Source organism: Arthrobacter sp. B6 (assembly GCF_001663775.1).
GTDB lineage: Bacteria > Actinomycetota > Actinomycetes > Actinomycetales > Micrococcaceae > Arthrobacter.
In genome coordinates this window covers 20,389-40,272 of the sequence record NZ_KV467168.1, presented here as the reverse complement: position 1 = coordinate 40,272, position 19,884 = coordinate 20,389, and the positions used below count along the sequence as shown (strand labels likewise).

The 19,884-nt window shown below is 65.1% G+C and carries 14 protein-coding genes; 9 read left to right on the top strand and 5 right to left on the bottom strand.

What is annotated here, in order from left to right:
• The 5 genes from polA (at position 1) to rpsA (ending at position 7,717) form a co-directional block, all read left to right on the top strand.
• The gene (gene polA / locus AU175_RS00160; protein WP_066290231.1) at positions 1-2,643 is read left to right on the top strand and encodes a DNA polymerase I; all 2,643 of its coding nucleotides are present in this window, start codon (positions 1-3) and stop codon (positions 2,641-2,643) included.
• Positions 2,644-2,660: 17 nt separating this feature from the next.
• Positions 2,661-3,272, top strand: a complete 612-nt coding sequence (locus tag AU175_RS00155) for a GyrI-like domain-containing protein (RefSeq protein ID WP_066284958.1) — start codon at positions 2,661-2,663, stop codon at positions 3,270-3,272.
• Between the two features lie 78 nt (positions 3,273-3,350).
• Positions 3,351-4,649: a GNAT family N-acetyltransferase gene (locus AU175_RS00150; RefSeq protein WP_066290230.1), complete on the top strand. Its 1,299-nt coding sequence runs from the start codon at positions 3,351-3,353 to the stop codon at positions 4,647-4,649.
• Positions 4,650-4,866: 217 nt separating this feature from the next.
• The gene (locus AU175_RS00145) at positions 4,867-6,015 is read left to right on the top strand and encodes a benzoate/H(+) symporter BenE family transporter (protein WP_197496986.1); all 1,149 of its coding nucleotides are present in this window, start codon (positions 4,867-4,869) and stop codon (positions 6,013-6,015) included.
• A 226-nt stretch (positions 6,016-6,241) separates the two neighbouring features.
• On the top strand, positions 6,242-7,717 hold the full coding sequence (rpsA, locus tag AU175_RS00140; RefSeq protein ID WP_066284954.1) for a 30S ribosomal protein S1: 1,476 nt from the start codon (positions 6,242-6,244) through the stop codon (positions 7,715-7,717).
• Between the two features lie 197 nt (positions 7,718-7,914).
• Here rpsA and AU175_RS00135 read toward each other — a convergent pair whose 3' ends face one another.
• Both AU175_RS00135 and AU175_RS00130 read right to left on the bottom strand, forming a co-directional pair.
• Complete coding sequence (locus AU175_RS00135) at positions 7,915-8,406, bottom strand: GNAT family N-acetyltransferase (RefSeq protein ID WP_066284953.1); 492 nt, start codon at positions 8,404-8,406, stop codon at positions 7,915-7,917.
• On the bottom strand, positions 8,390-9,079 hold the full coding sequence (locus AU175_RS00130; protein ID WP_066284952.1) for an IMPACT family protein: 690 nt from the start codon (positions 9,077-9,079) through the stop codon (positions 8,390-8,392). The genes AU175_RS00135 and AU175_RS00130 overlap by 17 nt, the downstream gene beginning before the upstream one ends.
• Before the next feature lie 183 nt (positions 9,080-9,262).
• Here AU175_RS00130 and coaE point away from each other — a divergent pair, with 183 nt between their 5' ends.
• The 4 genes from coaE to AU175_RS00110 all read left to right on the top strand — a co-directional run bounded on the left by coaE (position 9,263) and on the right by AU175_RS00110 (position 15,432).
• Entirely contained in the window at positions 9,263-10,498 is a 1,236-nt protein-coding gene (gene coaE, locus AU175_RS00125; protein ID WP_066284950.1) for a dephospho-CoA kinase, read from the top strand.
• A 135-nt stretch (positions 10,499-10,633) separates the two neighbouring features.
• A complete protein-coding gene (uvrB, locus tag AU175_RS00120) occupies positions 10,634-12,733 on the top strand; it encodes an excinuclease ABC subunit UvrB (RefSeq protein ID WP_066284948.1) in 2,100 nt (699 codons plus the stop codon).
• 207 nt (positions 12,734-12,940) lie between these two features.
• Positions 12,941-13,984: a TerC family protein gene (locus AU175_RS00115; RefSeq protein WP_066284947.1), complete on the top strand. Its 1,044-nt coding sequence runs from the start codon at positions 12,941-12,943 to the stop codon at positions 13,982-13,984.
• Between the two features lie 104 nt (positions 13,985-14,088).
• Positions 14,089-15,432 carry an MFS transporter gene (locus tag AU175_RS00110; protein WP_066284946.1) on the top strand — a complete coding sequence of 448 codons (1,344 nt, stop codon included), beginning with the start codon at positions 14,089-14,091 and terminating at the stop codon, positions 15,430-15,432.
• Here AU175_RS00110 and AU175_RS00105 read toward each other — a convergent pair.
• Genes AU175_RS00105 through AU175_RS00095 form a run of 3 tightly spaced genes read right to left on the bottom strand, consistent with a single transcriptional unit; the run spans position 15,418 to position 19,867 of the window.
• On the bottom strand, positions 15,418-16,806 hold the full coding sequence (locus AU175_RS00105) for an alpha/beta fold hydrolase (RefSeq protein WP_066284944.1): 1,389 nt from the start codon (positions 16,804-16,806) through the stop codon (positions 15,418-15,420). The genes AU175_RS00110 and AU175_RS00105 overlap by 15 nt on opposite strands.
• Positions 16,799-17,299, bottom strand: a complete 501-nt coding sequence (locus AU175_RS00100; RefSeq protein ID WP_066284942.1) for a GNAT family N-acetyltransferase — start codon at positions 17,297-17,299, stop codon at positions 16,799-16,801. The genes AU175_RS00105 and AU175_RS00100 overlap by 8 nt, the downstream gene beginning before the upstream one ends.
• Before the next feature lie 21 nt (positions 17,300-17,320).
• Positions 17,321-19,867 (bottom strand): DEAD/DEAH box helicase, encoded by a 2,547-nt coding sequence (locus AU175_RS00095; RefSeq protein WP_066284939.1) that lies wholly within the window; start codon positions 19,865-19,867, stop codon positions 17,321-17,323.
• Positions 19,868-19,884 lie beyond the last annotated feature (17 nt).

Genomic DNA, 19,884 nt, shown 5'->3' with positions numbered 1-19,884 from the left:
ATGGCGTTCCGGGCCTTTTTTGCGCTGCCGGCGGATAAGTTCTCCACGGCCAACGGTCAGCACACCAACGCGATCCACGGCTTCACGTCCATGCTGATCAACCTGATCAAGGAGCAGCAGCCCACGCACATCGCAGTTGCCTTCGACGTCTCTGACGAAACAACGCACCGCAAGGCCGAGTACAGCGAATACAAGGGCGGCCGCAACGAAACTCCCCGCGAGATGAGCGGCCAGATCGACCTCATCGACAAGGTCATGCAGGCATGGGGCATCAAGACCATCAAACTTCCTGGCTACGAAGCGGACGACATCCTGGCAACGCTGTCCGTGATGGGGGAGAAGGCCGGCTACGAAGTCCTCCTGGTCACGGGCGACCGTGATGCGTTCCAGCTCATCACCGACAACGTTTTTGTGCTCTACCCCCGCAAGGGCGTCAGCGATATTCCCCGGCTGGACGCCGCCGCCATCCAGGAGAAGTACTTTGTCACGCCGCCGCAGTACTCCGACCTCGCCGCGCTGGTGGGGGAGTCCTCCGATAACCTTCCCGGCGTTCCGGGCGTCGGCCCCAAGACCGCGGCGAAGTGGATCAACCTCTACGGCGGACTCGAAGGAGTCCTCGAGCACCTGGATGCTATCGGCGGAAAGGTGGGGGAGGCCCTCCGCGAGAACGTCGAGGACGTCAAGCGCAACCGGCGGCTGAACAGGCTCCACACTGATCTCGAGCTGCCGGTTACCCTGGACGACCTTGAGGAACCCCGTCCCGACGAGGCCGCGCTGGAGCAACTGTTCGACGAGCTTGAGTTCAAGACCATCCGTACCCGGCTCTTCGCGCTCTACAGCAGCGAGGACCTGGAGCCGGCCGAGCGGGAGAGCGTGGACGTCCCGGAGTATGTGACGCCCTCCGACGCAACCGAACTGGGTGCCTTCCTGGCCGCCGGAGCCGGGAAACGGTCGGCTGTCGCGGTTGACCTGGTGCCCGGCCGGATTGGCGAAGACGCTGCCGCGCTGGCCATCGTCCGGGACGACGCCGCGGTCTACATTGACCTCGCAGCCCAGGACGCCGCAGCCGAAAACGTCCTGGCGGACTGGCTGCGGGACGCGGAAGCCCCGAAAGTCCTGCACGGCTACAAGGCGGCATTGAAAGCCCTTTCCAGCCGCGGCCTTGGCCTCGAGGGCGTGGTGGATGACACCTCGATTTCCGGATACCTGATCCAGCCGGACCGCCGGACGTATGAGCTCTCCGAACTGGCCCAGCACCACCTCAATATCAGCATTTCTTCCGAGACCGCCAAGGCCGGACAACTTGAGCTGTCGTTCGACGGCGATGACGCCGCCGCGGCAGACGCGCTGGTCCAGGTGGCCGCGGTAGTCCAGGCACTGAGCCGTTTCTTCGAATCCGAGCTGACGGAACGCAAGGCCGCGGACCTGCTGGCCACCCTGGAGCTGCCCGTCAGCCGGGTCCTGGCGGACATGGAACTCGCGGGCATCGCGATCGACATGCCGCGCATGGACGAGCAGCTTGCGGACCTCGCCAAGGTCATTGACAATGCCCAGGAGCTCGCCTTCGCAGCGATTGGCCACGAGGTCAACCTCGGGTCGCCCAAGCAGCTGCAGACTGTCCTCTTCGACGAACTCCAGCTGCCGAAGACCAAGAAGATCAAGTCCGGCTACACTACCGACGCCGCTTCGCTGAAGAACCTGCTGGAAAAGACCGGGCACGAATTCCTGGTCCAGCTGATGGCACACCGCGAATCCTCAAAGCTGCGCCAGATGCTGGAATCGCTCAAGAAGTCCGTCACGGAAGATGGCCGGATCCACACCACCTACGCGCAAAACGTGGCGGCCACGGGCCGGATCTCCTCCAACAACCCCAACCTGCAAAACATCCCCATCCGCAGTGAGGAAGGCCGCCGGGTCCGGGGGATCTTTGTGGTCAGCGAAGGCTATGACTGCCTGCTGTCTGCGGACTATTCGCAGATCGAAATGCGCATAATGGCCCACCTCTCGGGGGACGCCGGCCTGATCCAGGCCTATAAGGAAGGCGAGGACCTGCACCGTTTTGTGGGCTCCAACATCTTCCACGTTCCCACCGACCAGGTCACCAGCGCCATGCGTTCCAAGGTCAAGGCGATGTCTTACGGCCTCGCGTACGGCCTGACCTCCTTCGGCCTATCCAAGCAGCTGGAGATCTCCGTCGATGAGGCACGGACGCTCATGAAGGACTACTTCGACCGGTTTGGCGCGGTCCGCGACTACCTGCGCGGCGTGGTGGACCAGGCACGGATCGACGGCTACACCGCCACCATCGAGGGCCGCCGCCGTTACCTCCCTGACCTCACCAGCACGGACCGCCAGCTGCGCGAAAACGCGGAACGCATCGCGCTGAATTCGCCCATCCAGGGCTCGGCAGCGGACATCATAAAGCGCGCCATGCTGGGCGTGCACTCGGAACTCGCGGCCCAGGGCCTGAAGTCCCGCATGCTCTTGCAGGTCCATGACGAACTGGTGCTGGAGGTGGCCGCCGGTGAGCGGGAAGCGGTGGAGAAGCTCGTCACCGAGCAGATGGCCGGTGCCGCGGACCTCAGCGTCCCCCTGGACGTCCAGATAGGCGTGGGACCGAGCTGGTACGACGCCGGACACTAGGAGCGGGGCGGGGCGCGGTGGACAAGTACGACGTCAGGAAACAGTTCAAGGAACTGTACACGCCCCGAGCCGGTGACTTCGAGGTGGTAACCGTCCCGCCCCTGAAGTACCTGATGCTGGACGGGCAGGGCAACCCGGGGACGGCCCCCGCCTACGCCGCCGCCCTGGAAGCGCTGTATTCGGTCTCCTACACCGTGAAGTTCGCCAGCAAGCACGCTGGCCGGGACTACGTTGTCGGGCCGCTGGAGGGGCTGTGGACAGCAGACGATCCGGGTGCCTTTACCCGGGGCGACAAGGACAGCTGGAAGTGGACCATGATGATTCCGCAGCCGGACTGGATCGGACGCGCCGACGTGCAGGACGGCATCACGAAGGCTGCGGCGAAGAACGTTCCCGGGCTGGACCTGCTCCGCCTTGAAACCCTCGACGAAGGGCTCTCGGTGCAGATCCTGCATATCGGCAGCTACGACGACGAGGCGCCAACGCTGCATCGCCTGCACCATGAGTTCATGCCGGCTAACGGCTTCGGATTCGCTGGCCCGCATCATGAGATCTACCTCAGCGACGCCCGCAGGGTAGCGCCGGAAAAACTTAAGACCATCCTGCGCCAGCCCGTGCGGAAGATCTGATCCACCTCGTGCCGGCGCGGGCGTGTTGTTGCTGGCCAGGCGCCGGATGGATTGGTTAGGCTCGGCATTGTGGCTGAACTGAGTGGAAACTATGAAATCCGGCGCTTCAACGCAGCGTCAGAGGATGAGCAGGGATACGCCGAAGCCGAAAAATGGGTAAAGGCTGTTGCCTTTGGCTTTCACGAATCCACCCGGAGCCCGGAACACATCGCGAAGTCCCTGGCCACCTACCGGGCCGACCGCCGCGTCCTGACGGGGGCGTACCAGACCGGTGAGGTGGCCCCGCGGTCACTTCCTGCCGACGTGCCGGTGGCCACGTTCGGCACGCTCCGCAAGACCCTTAACATCGGCTTCGGCCGGATGCTGGAAACCCAGATGGTCACTGCTGTGACTGTCCGGACGTCGCACCGTCGCCGCGGACTGCTGCGCCGGATGATGTCCGAGGACCTGGATTTGGCCCGCCGTGACGGCCTTGCGATGGCCGCCCTGACCGCTTCGGAAGGGTCCATTTACGGCCGGTTCGGCTATGGCGTGGCCAGCTTCGAACGAACTGTCAAGGTTGATACCACTGCACGGTTCCAGCTGAACCACCAGGCTGTCGGCACAGTTGAGGTGGCTGATCCGAAGGTCCTTCTGGACGTGGCGCCGGAAATCTTTGACCGCGTTCACCGCGTGACGCCGGGATCGATCGGCCGCCAGGAGTGGTACCGCCAGCTGGCCTCAGGATCCCTGGGCCGGGACGGCAAGGAGGATCCCACCGTCAAGGTGGCGCTGCACTACGGGCCCAACGCCACCGTGGACGGCTACGTCTCCTACAAGTTCCTGGGCTGGGACACCAAGCCCTACACCGTGGAAGTGGTTGACCTGGTGGCCGCCACAAATGAGGCGTACCTGGAACTGTGGCAGTTCCTGGGCGCTATCGACCTGGTGGAACGAGTCACCTGGGATGAGGCGCCGGTGGATGATCCGCTGGCGTGGGCGCTGGCCGATCCTCGCTGCATCGAGTCCTCGGACGGCAGGGACATGCTCTGGCTCCGGATCCTGGATGCCGCCAAAGCATTGGAGGCCAGGCATTATCCAGTGGACGGCAGGCTCGTGCTTGAGGTACTGGATCCGCTGGGTCTCACCGCTGGGACTTACGCCCTGGAGGTCACCGGCGGCCAGGCCGCCGTCGTGCCCGGCCCTCAGGAGGGCAACGAAGCGCCTGCGGACCTGGTCCTGGACATCTCAGCGTTGTCCTCGATCTACCTGGGCGCGGTCTGCCCTGTGACGCTGGCTGCCGCCGGCAGGATCCGGGAAAGCACCCGGGGTGCGGCGCTGCGGGCGCGGCAGATGTTCGCGGTGGAGCGCGCCACGCACTGCCTCACGCACTTCTAGGGCCAAAACAGAACACAGCTCGACCCAAGCTGCGGCCCGGAGACGGTGCGATGATTCCACCCAATGCGGGCGAAGAGTAGGGTGGGCACCGCAGGGAAAACGGTCATCTCAACCAGTCACATGAGGCAGATTCCGAACGGAAGTCATGACAGCGGGCTCGGAAAATCGTTCTTCACGGTTTCGGGAATGGTCCCAGTCCCTCGGGATCGGCCTGGCCATGGTCACTCTTGCCACATCGTTGATCGCGGTACCACTTTCTGGCACGGAGCAGTTGAACCTGGCGGACGGGCAGGTGACCGCCTGGATCATGACGATCTATACGTTCCCATGCGTCCTGGGCATAGTTCTGACGCTCTATTTCCGGCAGCCGCTGCTCCTCACCGGCAATATCTTTGTCCTGATCTTCATCGTTTCCCTTCAAGGACGCTTGCCTTTCGGGGAACTCGCGGGGGCCTCAATGGTGGCCGGTGTGGCAGTGGTCGCTATCACGGCGTTGGGGCTTGCAGGGCACTTGGCCCAACTGATCCCGGAGCCGGTGGTGATTGGCCTTTTGGCGGGTTCCACACTGCCGTTCGTCGCCGGCGTTTTCAGCGTGATGGGTTCCGAGCCCGCAGTGATTGGGGTTGCTTTCCTGGCATTCGTCCTGGGACGGAAGTACCTCGACAGCCGGGTGCCTCCGATTTTCCTTGCCCTCGTGCTGGGAATCGCCTCCGCGGCCATTCTGGGCAAGTTCGGCACCGCCGGCTGGGCCAGTGAGCCGTCACTTCCCGTCCTGACACCGCTTGTTTTTACGTGGAACGCGATTCTGACTGCCACCCCGGTCATGGTTGTCCTGATTGTCCTGCAGTCCAACGTCCCCTCCCTGATCTTCCTGCGGGGTGAGCAGTACCGTCCACCGGCCCGCGTTCTTGGCTATGTGAGCGGCTTGGGCACAATGGCCTCGTCGTTCCTGGGTCCGGCCGGGCTGTCTCTTTCCCTCCCGGCCACCGCCATTGTCGCGGGGCCAGACGCCGGTCCGCACCGATACAGGCATAGGGCGGTGGTGCTGGCCTATGCCATTTTCCTCGCGATGACTCCGCTCGCGGCTTATGCCGCCGACGTGGCCGGGGTCCTGCCATTGGAGCTGCTGGTGGCAATCGCAGGCCTCGCCGTCATCGGCGTTCTGGCGATGGCTTTGAAGCGGATCAGCAGTGGACCCTTGACCTTTGGGCCACTGGTGGCCTTCGCCGTGGCGGTCTCGGACCTTTCAATGCTTGGACTAGGACCATACTTCTGGTCATTGGTGTTTGGGGTCGGGGTGTCGTGGACACTTGAACGCGAAGCCATCATGGAAGTCCGCGCTCAGGCGCGGGAGCTGAGTACGTAAAAGAGCCATCGCCCGTAAACAGGCGGGCAGTGGCATGCGCTTTGACCCGTGTTGGCCCCTGCGACTAGAATAAACGGGCGTGTACTACGTGCACGTTTCTAGAATCCACAAAATCAGGATGACCCGGCAGATCCTTGCGATCTGCCGAGACCTGCGCCTGCGTTCCATAACGCGGGCGCGGTGGTTTGCCTGACCGACTAACTATCCACAACGGAGCCCCTACTACATGACCATCACCTCCACCGAGAAGCCCGGTACCCCCGTAGTCGCGATTAACGACATCGGTACCGCTGAGGACTTCCTCGCAGCAGTCGACGCCACCATCAAGTACTTCAACGACGGAGACCTCGTCGAAGGTACCGTCGTCAAGGTCGACCGCGATGAAGTTCTGCTCGACATCGGTTACAAGACCGAAGGTGTCATCCCCTCCCGCGAGCTTTCCATCAAGCACGACGTTGATCCCGGAGACGTCGTCTCCGTTGGCGATCAGGTCGAAGCCCTGGTGCTCACCAAGGAAGACAAAGAAGGCCGCCTGATCCTCTCCAAGAAGCGCGCTCAGTACGAGCGTGCCTGGGGCGATATCGAGAAGGTCAAGGAAGAAGACGGTGTTGTCACCGGTACCGTCATCGAGGTTGTCAAGGGTGGTCTTATCCTCGACATCGGTCTGCGCGGCTTCCTGCCCGCATCCCTCGTCGAGATGCGCCGTGTGCGCGACCTTGCTCCGTACATCGGTCAGCAGATCGAAGCCAAGATCATCGAGCTGGACAAGAACCGCAACAACGTTGTGCTGTCCCGCCGTGCCTGGCTCGAGCAGACCCAGTCCGAGGTCCGCTCCACGTTCCTCAACAAGCTGGAAAAGGGCCAGGTCCGTCCCGGCGTCGTTTCCTCCATCGTCAACTTCGGTGCGTTCGTGGACCTGGGCGGCGTAGACGGCCTCGTTCACGTTTCCGAGCTGTCCTGGAAGCACATCGACCACCCGTCCGAGGTTGTCGAAGTTGGCCAGGAAGTCACCGTCGAGGTTCTCGAAGTCGACCTGGACCGCGAGCGTGTTTCCCTGTCGCTCAAGGCTACGCAGGAAGATCCGTGGCAGACCTTCGCCCGCACCCACGCCCTCGGCCAGGTTGTTCCGGGTAAGGTCACCAAGCTCGTTCCGTTCGGTGCGTTCGTCCGCGTTGAAGACGGCATCGAAGGCCTCGTGCACATCTCCGAGCTGGCAGTCCGCCACGTGGAGCTGGCTGAGCAGGTTGTCTCCGTTGGTGACGAGCTGTTCGTCAAGGTCATCGACATCGACCTCGAGCGCCGCCGCATCTCCCTCTCCCTCAAGCAGGCCAACGAGGGCGTTGACGCCGAGTCCACCGAATTCGATCCGGCTCTCTACGGCATGGCCGCTGAGTACGACGAAGAGGGCAACTACAAGTACCCGGAGGGCTTCGACCCGGAGTCCAACGAGTGGCTTGAAGGCTACGAGAACCAGCGCGCAACCTGGGAGCAGCAGTACGCTGACGCCCAGACCCGCTGGGAAGCACACAAGAAGCAGGTTGCCCAGCACGCTGCCGACGACGCTGCAGCTGCAACGTCCGGTGACAGCGATTCCGGCACCACCAGCTACTCCTCCGAGCCTGCTGCTGCCGAGACCGGTGCAGGCACGCTTGCTTCGGACGAGGCTCTTGCCGCTCTACGCGAGAAGCTGACCGGCAACTAATTGCCGCGGCGGCCCGGGTTTCCCGGGCTGATACAGACAGGCCCCCGCCTCGCGCGGGGGCCTGTCTTGCTTAAGAGCAGGCCCGGGCCGACGGAAATGCGTGACTTTTGGCCTCGTCAGCCCTGGCCCGTCCTGCAATTGCGGGTTTCGCATCAGGGGTGCCCGCTGAAAATGACGCACTCCGGCGGCGCCCCTTTTTAGAGGACGACGGCGGCACTCACCGCGCCGCCGTCGTCGTGCGTCAGGAACGCCCCAGCCGCGGTGAGGAGGCGCTGGGCAGCCACATTGCCCGCCGTGGTCTGCGCGGTGACCTGCCCCAGCCCGGCCCGGCGGCTTTCCACCAGGACCAGGCCCAGTGCGGCGGCGCCGACACCGCGGCCACGGTAGCGGCGTCCCAGCCAAATGCCGGTCTCTGCCGTTCCTGGCCCCGTGCGCTTCAGCCTGATCGAGCCCGCGGGGCTGCCGTTGCAGAGAACCACCCAGCTCCTTTCCTGGGCCGGGCCGTCCAGGCCTGCCGCCGCAGACCGGTGGTAAGCGCGGAACCAGTCCATCCGTTCCGCATTCCAGCCGTTCCCGCCGAGCGGCGGCGTGACTTCGTCCGGGGACGCGTCGCGAAGGGCCAGTTCCAAGAGTCGCTCCAGGGTTGGCTCGTCGACGTCCGCCAGGCGGACATCAGGGGAGCGGGACATCGATCCACTCCGTTCCGCCGGGGGTGAGCACGGCTTTCCCGGCGGTGAGGGAGAGGACCCGTTCCGCGGCGGCGGCTATTTCTGCCGGCTGGTCCGGGATGGCAAGGCGCAGGACGGTATCCTGGGCGCGATAGCCCGTTTCCGCCATGACGAATCCCGCCGCCCGCAGGTCGTTCTCCAGCCGGCCCGCGGCGGCGTGGGGAACGGGGGTATCGCAGATCCGCAGCCGGCGACGCCTGACCAGCGGCGCGAGGGCCAGTGCTGAGGACACGGACTCTGAGTAGGCGCGCACCAGTCCGCCCGCCCCCAGCAGGATGCCGCCAAAATAGCGCACGACGACGGCACTGACGTCGCTGAGGTCCGCGGCTCCCGGCGTGGTTTCCCGTTTGATGAGTGCTTCCAGCATGGGGATGCCCGCCGTGCCGGACGGTTCGCCGTCGTCACTGGACCGCTGGACCTCCCGGTCCGGTCCCAGGACAAAGGCAGAGCAGTGGTGGCGGGCATCGTGGTACTCACGGCGGAGGCTTGCCACCAGGTCCCGGGCGGCCTCCTCGCTGGCCGTGCGGCGCAGCACCGTGATGAACCTGGACCGTTTGATCTCGATCTCGTGCCGGAACTCCGGTCCCGCCGCAAGCGTGGTGTAGGTCGCCGCCCTGCTTTCTTCCTCTTGCACCGCCCAAGTCTAGTCCGGCCCTCGGCTCGCGCCGCGGTGCCAGGGGGCGGTGGGTGGGCCCACGCCGCCAGGGTTCCCTGGGCGAGCGCAGCGATGCCAGGGGGCGGTGGGTGGGCCCACGCCGCCAGGGTTCCCTGGGCGAGCGCAGCGAGTTCAGGGGGCGGTGGGGACTACGCTGGTGGGGTGCTGAAGATCGGTTTGACGGGCGGCATCGCCTCTGGGAAGTCCGTAGTCGCCTCACGATTCGCCGAGCTGGGTGCAGTGCTGGTGGACGCAGACGCCTTGGCCAGGGACGTGGTCGAACCGGGAACGCCGGGACTGGCACGTGTGGTGGAAGCGTTTGGGCAGGAAATGCTGGATGCCGCCGGACGTCTGGACCGCGCCCGGCTTGGTGCCGTGGTCTTCGGGAACACCGCGCAGCGGGCCGTGCTGAACGGCATCGTGCATCCGCTGGTCCGCGAAGCTGCCGCCGGCATCGTTGCCTCAGCAGCTGACGGTGCCGTCATAGTCCAGGACATTCCGCTGCTTGTGGAGACCGGCCAAGGCAGCGACTTCCATCTGGTGATTGTTGTGGACGCCCCGGACGATGTCCGACTCGGGCGGATGCTGGAACACCGCGGCATGACCGCCGATGAGGCCCGTTCGCGCATGGCTGCCCAGGCCTCCCGCGACGAACGGCTGGCTGCAGCGGACGTCGTATTGGACAACTCCGGCCCGATCGACGGGCTGCTGGCCCAGGTGGACGCGCTTTGGGCAGAACGGCTTGTCCCGTTTGCACGGAACCTGACGATGAACACTCCAGCCGAGCGCCCGGGCGGGCCGGTACTGCACCGTCCGCGCGCTGAGTGGCCCCAGGACGCAGAGCGGCAGATGGCCAGGATCCGCGTGGCGCTCCGGAAGAATGCGGGGCAGGACGGCGCCGGCACGGTCCTGGGCGTGGACCACATTGGCTCCACGTCGGTTCCAGGCCTGGACGCAAAGGACGTTCTTGACCTGCAGCTGACCGTCCCGGCCCTGGCCGCAGCGGACCCGCTGGAGCCGGTCCTGGCTGCCGCGGGGTACCCCCGCGTGCCTGGCATCACCGCGGACATTCCCAAGCCGGCCCACCCGGACGCCGCCGCGTGGGCGAAACGCTTCCACGCCAGCGCCGACCCCGGCCAGGCCGTCAACCTGCATGTCAGGGCTGCAGGTTCCGCCGGGTGGCGGTTCGCGCTGTGTTTCCGGGACTGGCTTCGCGCCGACCCGGACGCCGCGGCGGACTACCTCGCACTCAAACGCCGCCTCGCGGAACTTCACGCCGCCGATCCGTCCACCGCCGCCTACGCTGCAGCCAAGGAAGCGTGGTTCGCCGCAGCCGAAGGTCCGATGGAACGGTGGGCCGCGGACGCCCGGTGGGTGCCGCCGTCGTACCCTGCCTGAGTTGTAGCCTCCTGAGCCTTAGCTTGCCCGATCCGAAGCCGGGGGCCCGTGCACTGCCGGGCGGTCCGGCGCAGCGGGTGTTCGCCGGTAACTGATCCGGCTGTTACTGTCGGTCCCCGGTTGTAGATTAGATGCATGAGCCTTGCCCAGGAGATCAACCGCGTCGTAGCACCGTTTGAAGTCATCAGCGAGTTCCAGCCGGCCGGTGACCAGCCGGCGGCCATCGCCGAACTGACGGAGCGGATCAGGAACGGCGAAAAGGATGTTGTCCTGCTGGGCGCCACAGGCACCGGCAAGAGCGCCACCACAGCATGGCTCATAGAACAGGTGCAGCGGCCCACGCTGGTGATGGTGCAGAACAAGACCCTCGCCGCGCAGCTGGCCAACGAGTTCCGGGAACTGCTGCCCAACAACGCGGTGGAGTACTTCGTCTCCTACTACGACTACTACCAGCCTGAAGCGTACGTCCCGCAGACGGACACCTTCATTGAAAAGGATTCCTCGGTCAACGAGGAAGTCGAGCGGCTGCGCCACTCTGCCACCAATGCCCTGCTGACCCGCCGCGACGTGATTGTGGTGGCCACCGTCTCCTGCATCTACGGCCTGGGCACCCCGGAAGAATACATCGCCGGCATGGTCACCCTCCGCAAGGGCCAGCAGATGAACCGGGACCACCTCCTGCGCAAATTCGTCTCCATGCAGTACGCGCGCAACGACATGGACTTCCACCGGGGCACGTTCAGGGTCCGCGGCGACACCGTCGAGATCATCCCGATGTACGAGGAACTCGCCTTGCGCATCGAATTCTTCGGCGACGAGGTGGAGAACATCTACACCCTCCACCCCGTCACCGGGGAAGTCATCAGGGACGAGACGGAAATGTATGTGTTCCCCGCCTCCCACTACGTGGCCGGCCCGGAACGCATGGAACGCGCCATCAAGGCCATCGAGGAAGAGCTCGCCGAACGGCTGGCCGTCCTGGAAGGCCAGAACAAGCTCGTGGAAGCCCAGCGCCTGCGGATGCGCACCACGTACGATCTCGAGATGATGCAGCAGATGGGCTTCTGCAACGGCATCGAAAACTACTCCCGCCACATCGACGGACGCGCCGGCGGCACGGCCCCGCACTGCCTCATCGACTACTTCCCGGACGACTTCCTGCTGGTGGTGGACGAATCCCACGTCACCATTCCGCAGATCGGTGCCATGTACGAGGGCGACATGTCCCGCAAGCGGACGCTTGTGGACCACGGCTTCCGCCTGCCGTCCGCCATGGACAACCGACCACTTAAATGGGACGAGTTCCTCGAGCGCATCGGCCAGACGGTTTACCTCTCGGCAACCCCGGGCAAGTACGAACTGGGCAAGGCCGACGGCACCGTGCAACAAATCATCCGTCCCACCGGCCTCATCGATCCCGAGGTGATCGTCAAGCCCACGAAGGGGCAGATCGACGACCTCCTCGGCGAGATCAGGACCCGCGTGGAAAAGAACGAACGCGTGCTGGTCACCACACTGACAAAACGGATGGCCGAGGACCTCACGGACTACCTCCTGGGCCACGGGGTCAAAGTGGAGTACCTGCACTCCGACGTGGACACGCTGCGGCGGGTTGAACTGCTGCGCGAACTCCGGATGGGCAGTTTCGACGTCCTCGTGGGCATCAACCTGCTCCGCGAGGGCCTGGACCTCCCGGAAGTTTCGCTCGTAAGCATCCTGGACGCCGACAAGGAAGGGTTCCTGCGCTCGGGCACCTCGCTGATCCAGACCATCGGCCGTGCGGCCCGCAACGTCTCCGGCCAGGTCCACATGTATGCGGACCGCATCACCGACTCCATGGCCCACGCGATCGAGGAGACCAACCGGCGGCGCGCCATCCAGGTTGCATACAACACCGAGCACGGAGTGGATCCACAGCCGTTGCGGAAGAAGATCGCTGACATCACCGACCAGCTTGCCAGGGAAGACGCCGACACCCAGGAACTGCTCAACAACAACAGGCTGGCCAAGGGCGGCAAACGCGGCAAGTCCGCGGCGAAGGGTGCAGCCCAGGTCCGCGCCGACGGCCTCGCCGCTGCACCGGCGGAGGACCTCGTTGGCTTGATCGAACAGCTGACGGAACAGATGCACGGCGCCGCCGCCGAGCTCCAGTTCGAGGTGGCCGCCAGGATCCGCGACGAAGTCAGCGAACTCAAGAAGGAACTCCGCCAGATGCAGGCAGCCGGCCACGCTTAGGACCAGCATACGGACACCATGCAGAGGGTGCAGTGACTGCTGGGGTACAATAAACGACACGTAGGGGAGTATCCCAAGCGCTACGATCGTCAACACGCGAGGCATTGTTGCCTTGCCGGGCGTAGCGGGCCGCCACATCAGCACTGAGTGCACAGGCAGGCCGGAGAGACTTACACCACTGTTCCGTACCCTGCGAAAGGCTACCCTGTGCTCGATTTGCCCGTGTGGTTCGAGGTCGGCTCCTTTGTCGTCCTTGGCCTGATCCTCCTCATCGACCTCCTGCTGGTTATCCGGCGCCCGCATGAACCTTCCATGAAGGAAGCCGGCCTGTGGGTGGCGTTCTATGTCACCCTGGCCCTCGTGTTCGCCGGTGCCATGTTCGCCTTTACGGGCGCGGAGTTTGGCGGCCAGTTCGTGGCCGGCTGGGTCACCGAATACAGCCTTAGCATCGACAACCTGTTTGTCTTCATCATCATCATGGCCCGCTTCTCCGTACCCCGGAAATACCAGCAGGAAGTGCTGATGGTGGGAATCATCATCGCGCTGATCCTGCGCGGCATCTTCATCATGCTCGGCGCCATCGTCATCGAGCAGTTCAGCTGGGTGTTCTACATCTTCGGTGCGTTCCTGCTGTGGACCGCATGGAAGCAGGCCCAGGATGAAGGCGAAGACGAAGAAGACCGGGAGAACCCGCTGATCGCCAAGATCCGCAAGGTCATCCCCATGTCGGAGAAGTTCGACGGCAACAAGCTGCGCACCGTGGTGGACGGCAAGAAGGTCTTCACCCCGATGCTGATCGTCTTCATCACCATCGGCCTGACGGACCTGCTTTTCGCCGTTGACTCCATTCCCGCAATCTTCGGCCTGACCCAGAGCCCGTTCATCGTGTTTACCGCCAACCTGTTCGCCCTCATGGGCCTGCGCCAGCTGTACTTCCTGCTGGGCGGCCTGATGAACCGCCTGATCTACCTGAAGCACGCACTGTCCTTCATCCTGGCGTTCATCGGCGTCAAGCTGGTGCTGCACGCCATGCACGTCAACGAACTGCCGTTCATCAACGGTGGCCAGCACATCGAATGGGCTCCTGAGATCCCGACGTTCGTCTCCCTGGCGGTTATCGTCGGCACCATCATCGTGGCAGTCGTAGCCAGCCTCGTCAGTTCCAAGGCGAAGACAGCCCACCTGGACCCGCGGCTCGAGGAAGACGCCAAGAAGAGCCTCCGCGACGCCGACCTCACCGACGCCGAATAGCGTCCGTTTCACCACCTCTGTACCAGTGATCCCGGCCGCAGCGCGGCCGGGATCACTGGCTTAAAACCCTGTAGGACCGGGACGCGGAGGACTATGCTCGGAGGATGGCCGGCACCCTGATGACGGAAAGCGTAGTGCGCCAGGTGCAGCGGCGCACCGTGGCGCTGCTGAGCGTGGCCCAGGTCTTCGCCGGGATCGGTACGGGGGCCACTGTTTCCATCGGATCCATCCTTGCCGTGGAGCTCTCGGGCTCCACCGCCTGGGCCGGCGCCGTGGCCACTGTCATGACTCTTGGCGCCGCCCTGGCCGCGCTTCCGCTTGCTTCGCTTGCTGACCGCAGGGGACGCCGGGTCGGCCAGGTTACCGGGCTGTCGTTGGCACTGCTCGGCACCGTGCTGATAGTCCTGTCCGTGGTGTCCGGCATCTTTGTCCTTCTCATCCTGGGGGCTGCCGGCATCGGCGTGGGCACCGCGGCCAGCCTCCAGGCGCGTTTCGCCGCCGTCGACCTCGCGGCTGCCGAACATCGCGGCAGGGCGCTGTCCACGGTTGTATGGGCCGTGACCGTTGGAGCTGTCGCGGGGCCCAACCTGATCCAGCCGGGCGCCGTGGTTGGGCAGGCCCTCGGCCTGCCGCCTATTGCGGGCCCCTTCGTCATCTCCTCAGCCGGACTGCTGGTGGCAGCCGTACTGCTTTTTGCAGGCCTTAGGCCCGACCCCCTGCTGCTCGCTCGGGAGATCGTCTCCCAACAGGCGGCCGCGCAGCCTGCGGTGACCCTCCCGGCTGCGCCTTCACAGGCCAGGCCCGGCGGTTCACTCGTCCGCGGAATGCGGGCGATCCGCCAGTCCAGGGCTGCGTGGCTTGCACTGGCCGCCGTCGTCGGCGCCCATGCCGTGATGGTGGGCGTGATGTCCATGACGCCGCTGCACCTGCAGGAACTCGTATCCGGGCCCGGCCATGCCGGCCACCCCGCCACCGGCGATGTGCTGGTGATCATCGGGTTTACCATCTCGCTGCATATCGCCGGAATGTTTGCGCTGTCACCGGTCATGGGCTGGCTGACGGACAAGGCAGGCAGGACGGAGACGATCATGATCGGCTTTGCCACGCTGATCGCCGCTGTAGCGGTGGCAGGGTTCGGTCAGTCGTCCACTGTGGCCGTTGCTGTGGGGCTGGTCCTGCTGGGTGTGGGCTGGTCTGCGTCCACTATTTCCGGTTCCACCCTGCTGGCCGAGAGCGTGGGCCAGGAGTCCCGCGTTGTGGTCCAGGGGGTGTCGGACATGCTCATGGGCGTCGCGGGCGCGGTGGGCGGGGCAACGTCGGGGCTTGTCCTCAGCGGTGCCGGCTACCTGGGCCTGAACATGGTGGGCGCCGTTGTGGGTGGGGCGGTCCTGGCTGCCGCCTTCGTGACGCTGGTGGCTGCCCGGCGACGCAAGTCAGTGCCGGGCTGAACGCACCATACCCAGCAGACGGCCCATGATGGCCTCGCCGTCGTCAGCTATGCCGTCGTGGTGGAAGTCGGCCGTCTCCCAGACCTGGAGCCCACGGACGGCCGCCGCGGTCTGGAGGGAAAGGCCGCGGTCCACATAGATGTCGTCCCGATAGACAGCCGCGGCAACCGGCACGCCGTTGGCGGCCAGCTGCGGGCGGTCGTACAGCGGCTTCCAGTCAGACTTGGCAGCCAGCAGATGGGCAACCTGCCGCAGCGGCTGCAATGCGGCATCCTGCTCGAAGTACCAGGGGTACACCATCTCCCCGGTCAGGAGGAGCGGCTTGGAGTCGGGATGGAACTGCGGGTATTCCTGCAGCACGCGCCAGGCCGCCCAGTCGGTGGCCTGCCCCTGCCCGTAAATGGACTCGTGCATCAGCGCGTACAGGGGGTTGGGCAGGCGGGACACAATACCCTGCACCTGTTCCAGGAAGCAGTCCGAGAGCCTGCGGCCGTCCGGTGACTCGGTGAAGGCATCCTCCAGCAGGTAGTGCAGGCCATCCACCCTGGTGTTGCCGCCCAGGAAGGCCCCCACCATTTGGAACCGCTCCACGGTGAGGCGGCCGCCGTCGGGCAGGAATTCTGCGTTTTCCCGGAGGTGGCGGGCGATCCGCTCAACGGTCCGCCGGTCCTCCGGGTACCAGCTGAAGTATTCGGTGTTCCGCTCCGCGACGCGCCGGAAGGTGGCGCGATACACGTCGTCCGCCGGTCCCGAAAGCGGGGGGAGCCCACCCGTGATAAGGACTTCCCTCAGCCCCTCCGGAGCGAAGGACAGATACGTGAGGGCGCAGAAGCCACCGTAGCTTTGCCCATAGATGCTCCAAGGGCCGGAGCCGAGGGCGGCGCGGATGAGTTCGGCGTCAGCCACGATCGAATCAGCCCTGAAGTGCTCAAGATAGGCAGCCTGCTGCTCAGCCGTTCCGCGCAGGGGCAGCGTGTTCCTGTCAATGGGGGAGGAGAGGCCGGTTCCGCGCTGGTCCAGCATCAGGATACGGAAGTCCCGGGCCGCCGCCTTGCTCCAGCCTCCCAGCGACGCGAGCCGGTTGCCGCGTCCGCCGGGGCCGCCCTGGAGGAACAACAGCCAGGGCAGCTCCTCCGCCTCAGCCTCGGTGTGGGCTGTCGAGACATATTCACGGGCGAATACCGTGATGGTCTCCGGAGCCTCCCCACCGATGGCACGCGCCGGGGCCCCGCTGCCGGTCCCTGTTCCGAAATGGTCCAGCGGGACGGTGAAGCAGTGCTCGGCGGTGCGCATGCCGCGGAACTCGTGCCGTGCCCTGACGGTGTGCCTGACCGGCGTGTCCGTCCGCGCGGCTGTGGCGGCCCTCTCAGCCATGGATGGCCGCTGCTGTGCTGCTGCCGAAATGTTCCAGGGCGTCACCGGCCAGCCGGAAGGTGGACCAGCCCTCCATGGGGCGGGCGCCGAGGCCCCGGTAGAAGTTGATGGACGGTTCGTTCCAGTCCAGGACACTCCACTCAACCCTGGCGTAGCCGTTTTCGACCGCGGTGGCAGCCAGGTGCTTCAGGAGCGCCTTGCCGTGTCCCTCGCCGCGGGCGTGCGGGCTGACGTAGAGGTCTTCAAGGTAGATGCCGTGGACACCTTCCCACGTGGAGTAGTTCAGGAACCACAGGGCGAACCCCTGGACCTCGCCCGCCGCGTTTTCGGCCATCGTGGCAAACACCCGGGGGTTCTCGCCGAAGAGGACCTCGGTGAGCTTTTCCGGCGTGTTGCGGACGGCGTCCGGTTCCTTCTCGTAGATGGCCAGTTCGTGGATCATCTGCAGGATTGCGGGGACGTCGTGACGGCTTGCGGGGCGGATTAAACTCATGCGTCGAGTTTACTAGGGCGGCTACAGCCGGTTGACGTCGGTGAGGCGGACCACCGCCGTCCCCGTTTCGTCGGAAGCGGCCAGGTCCACCTCGGCCGAGATGCCCCAGTCGTGGTTCCGCGCCGGATCGTCGAAAATCTGCCGGACCTTCCACAGACCCGGTTCTTCCGTGATGATCAGCAGCCCGGGGCCGCGCGCATCCGGCCCGGTGCCGATGTCGTTGTGTTCGTCGAAGTAGTCGTCCAGGACGTCCTCCCAGCGCTCGGCATCCCAGCCGGCGCCGCCGTCGAGTTCGCCCAGGGTAGCGGCGTCCTCATCGGCGAACAGTTCAACCCGGCGGAACATTTCGTTTCGCACCATCACGCGGAAGGCGCGGATATTGGACGTCAGCGACGGCGGCGGGGGAGGCGGTGCGTCGTGTGGTGTGGGCGCTGCCCCGGACGTCAGTTCCTCCCATTCGTCCAGCAGGCTGGAATCAACCTGCCGGACCAGTTCCCCGAGCCAGGCGATAAGGTCTTCGAGGTCTTCGCGGAGGAGGTCCTGGGGTACGGTCTGGCGCAGTGCCTTGAAACAGTCTGCGAGGTAGCGCAGCACAATGCCTTCGGAACGGGCCAGCCCGTAGAACTGGACAAATTCGCCGAAATTCATGGCGCGTTCGTACATGTCCCGGACCACGGACTTGGGTGCCAGCTCGAAGTCGCCCACCCACGGAGCGGCCTTGCGGTAGACCTCAAAGGCTTCACCGAGGAGCTCCGCGAGCGGCTGCGGATAGGTGACTTCCTCCAGCATCGCCATGCGCTGGTCGTATTCGATGCCGTCGGCCTTCATGGCCGCAATGGCTTCGCCGCGCGCCTTTTTCTGCTGGGCGGACAGGATCTGCCGGGGCTTCTCCAGCGTCGCCTCGATCACGGAAACCACGTCCAGGGCGTACGACGGCGACTCCGGATCCAGCAGCTCCAGTGCCGCGAGGGCGAACGGCGACAGCGGCTGGTTCAGCGCAAAGTTGGCCTGCAGGTGGACGGTAAGCCTGACGGTCCTGCCATCGGCTCCCTGCTCCTCCGCCGGAATGCGCTCCACGACTTCTGCGGCCAGCAGTTCCCGGTAGATGCCCAAGGCCCTTTTCATCAGCTGGAGCTGGGAGGACCGTGACTCGTGGTTCTCGGTCAGGAGCCGGCGGGCGGCATGGAACGGATCGCCCGGCCGTTCCATCAGGTTCATCAGCATCGCGTGCGTCACGCTGAAGCTTGAGTTCAAGGGGTCCGGGACGGATTCGACCAGGCGCTTGAAGGTTGGCTCGCCCCAGGAGACGAACCCTTCGGGCGGTTTCTTCTTCACCACCTGGCGGAGTTTCTTCTGGTCATCGCCAAACTTGGCGGTGGCCTTCGCCATTGCCTTCACGTTTTCCGTCACGTGCTCGGGCGCCTGGACCACCACCGTTCCGGCGGTGTCATAGCCTGCGCGCCCGGCCCGGCCGGCGATCTGGTGGAACTCCCGTGAGTTAAGCAGCCGGGTGCGTACGCCGTCGTACTTGCTCAGGGCGGTGAGCAGGACGGTACGGATGGGAACGTTGATGCCCACGCCCAGCGTGTCTGTTCCGCAGATCACCTTGAGCAGGCCCGCCTGGGCGAGCTGCTCCACCAGCCGCCGGTACTTCGGCAGCATGCCGGCGTGGTGGACGCCGATGCCGTGCCGGACCAGCCGGTTGAGGGTTTTCCCGAACCCCGCCGCAAAACGGAAATTGGCGATCAGCTCCGCGATCTTGTCCTTCTCCTCGCGGGTGCACACGTTGATGCTCATGAGGGTCTGGGCCCGGTCGATCGCCTCGATCTGGCTGAAGTGCACCACGTACACCGGGACCTGCTTGGTGGACAGCAGTTCCTCGAGGGTCTCGTGGACCGGCGTCTGGTGGTAGTAGTAGTGCAGCGGGATGGGCCGCTCTGCCGAGCTGACGGTGGTGGTGGGCCGGCCGGTGAGTTCAGTGATGCCGTCCTCGAACCGGCTGACATCGCCCAGCGTGGCGGACATCAGCAGGAACTGGGCCTGCGGCAGTTCCAGCAGCGGGACCTGCCAGGCCCAGCCGCGCTGGGGATCGGAATAGAAGTGGAACTCGTCCATGATCACGGCGCCAAGGTCCGCGCCTGCCCCTTCGCGGAGGGCCGTGTTTGCCAGGATCTCGGCAGTGCAGCAAATGATGGGCGCGTCCTGGTTGACGCCCGAGTCACCAGTGATCATGCCGACGTTCTCTGCGCCGAAAATGTCGCACAGGGCGAAGAACTTCTCCGAGACGAGTGCCTTGATGGGCGCCGTGTAATAGCTGCGCTGCCCGCGGGCCATGGCCTGGAAGTGGGCTGCGATGGCGACGAGGGATTTCCCCGAACCCGTGGGCGTGGCGAGGATAACGTTCGCGCCGGTGGCGAGTTCCATGATGGCCTCGTCCTGGGCGGCGTACAGCTCCAGCCCCCTGCTTTCGGTCCACTCAAGGAATTGCGTGTAAAGGGCGTCCGGGTCGATGCCCGTACCCGTTGGGTTTGAGTCGGGCAGGACGGGCAGCTGGTCAACGAGTTTCATTGGTTTCCAGCTTAGTG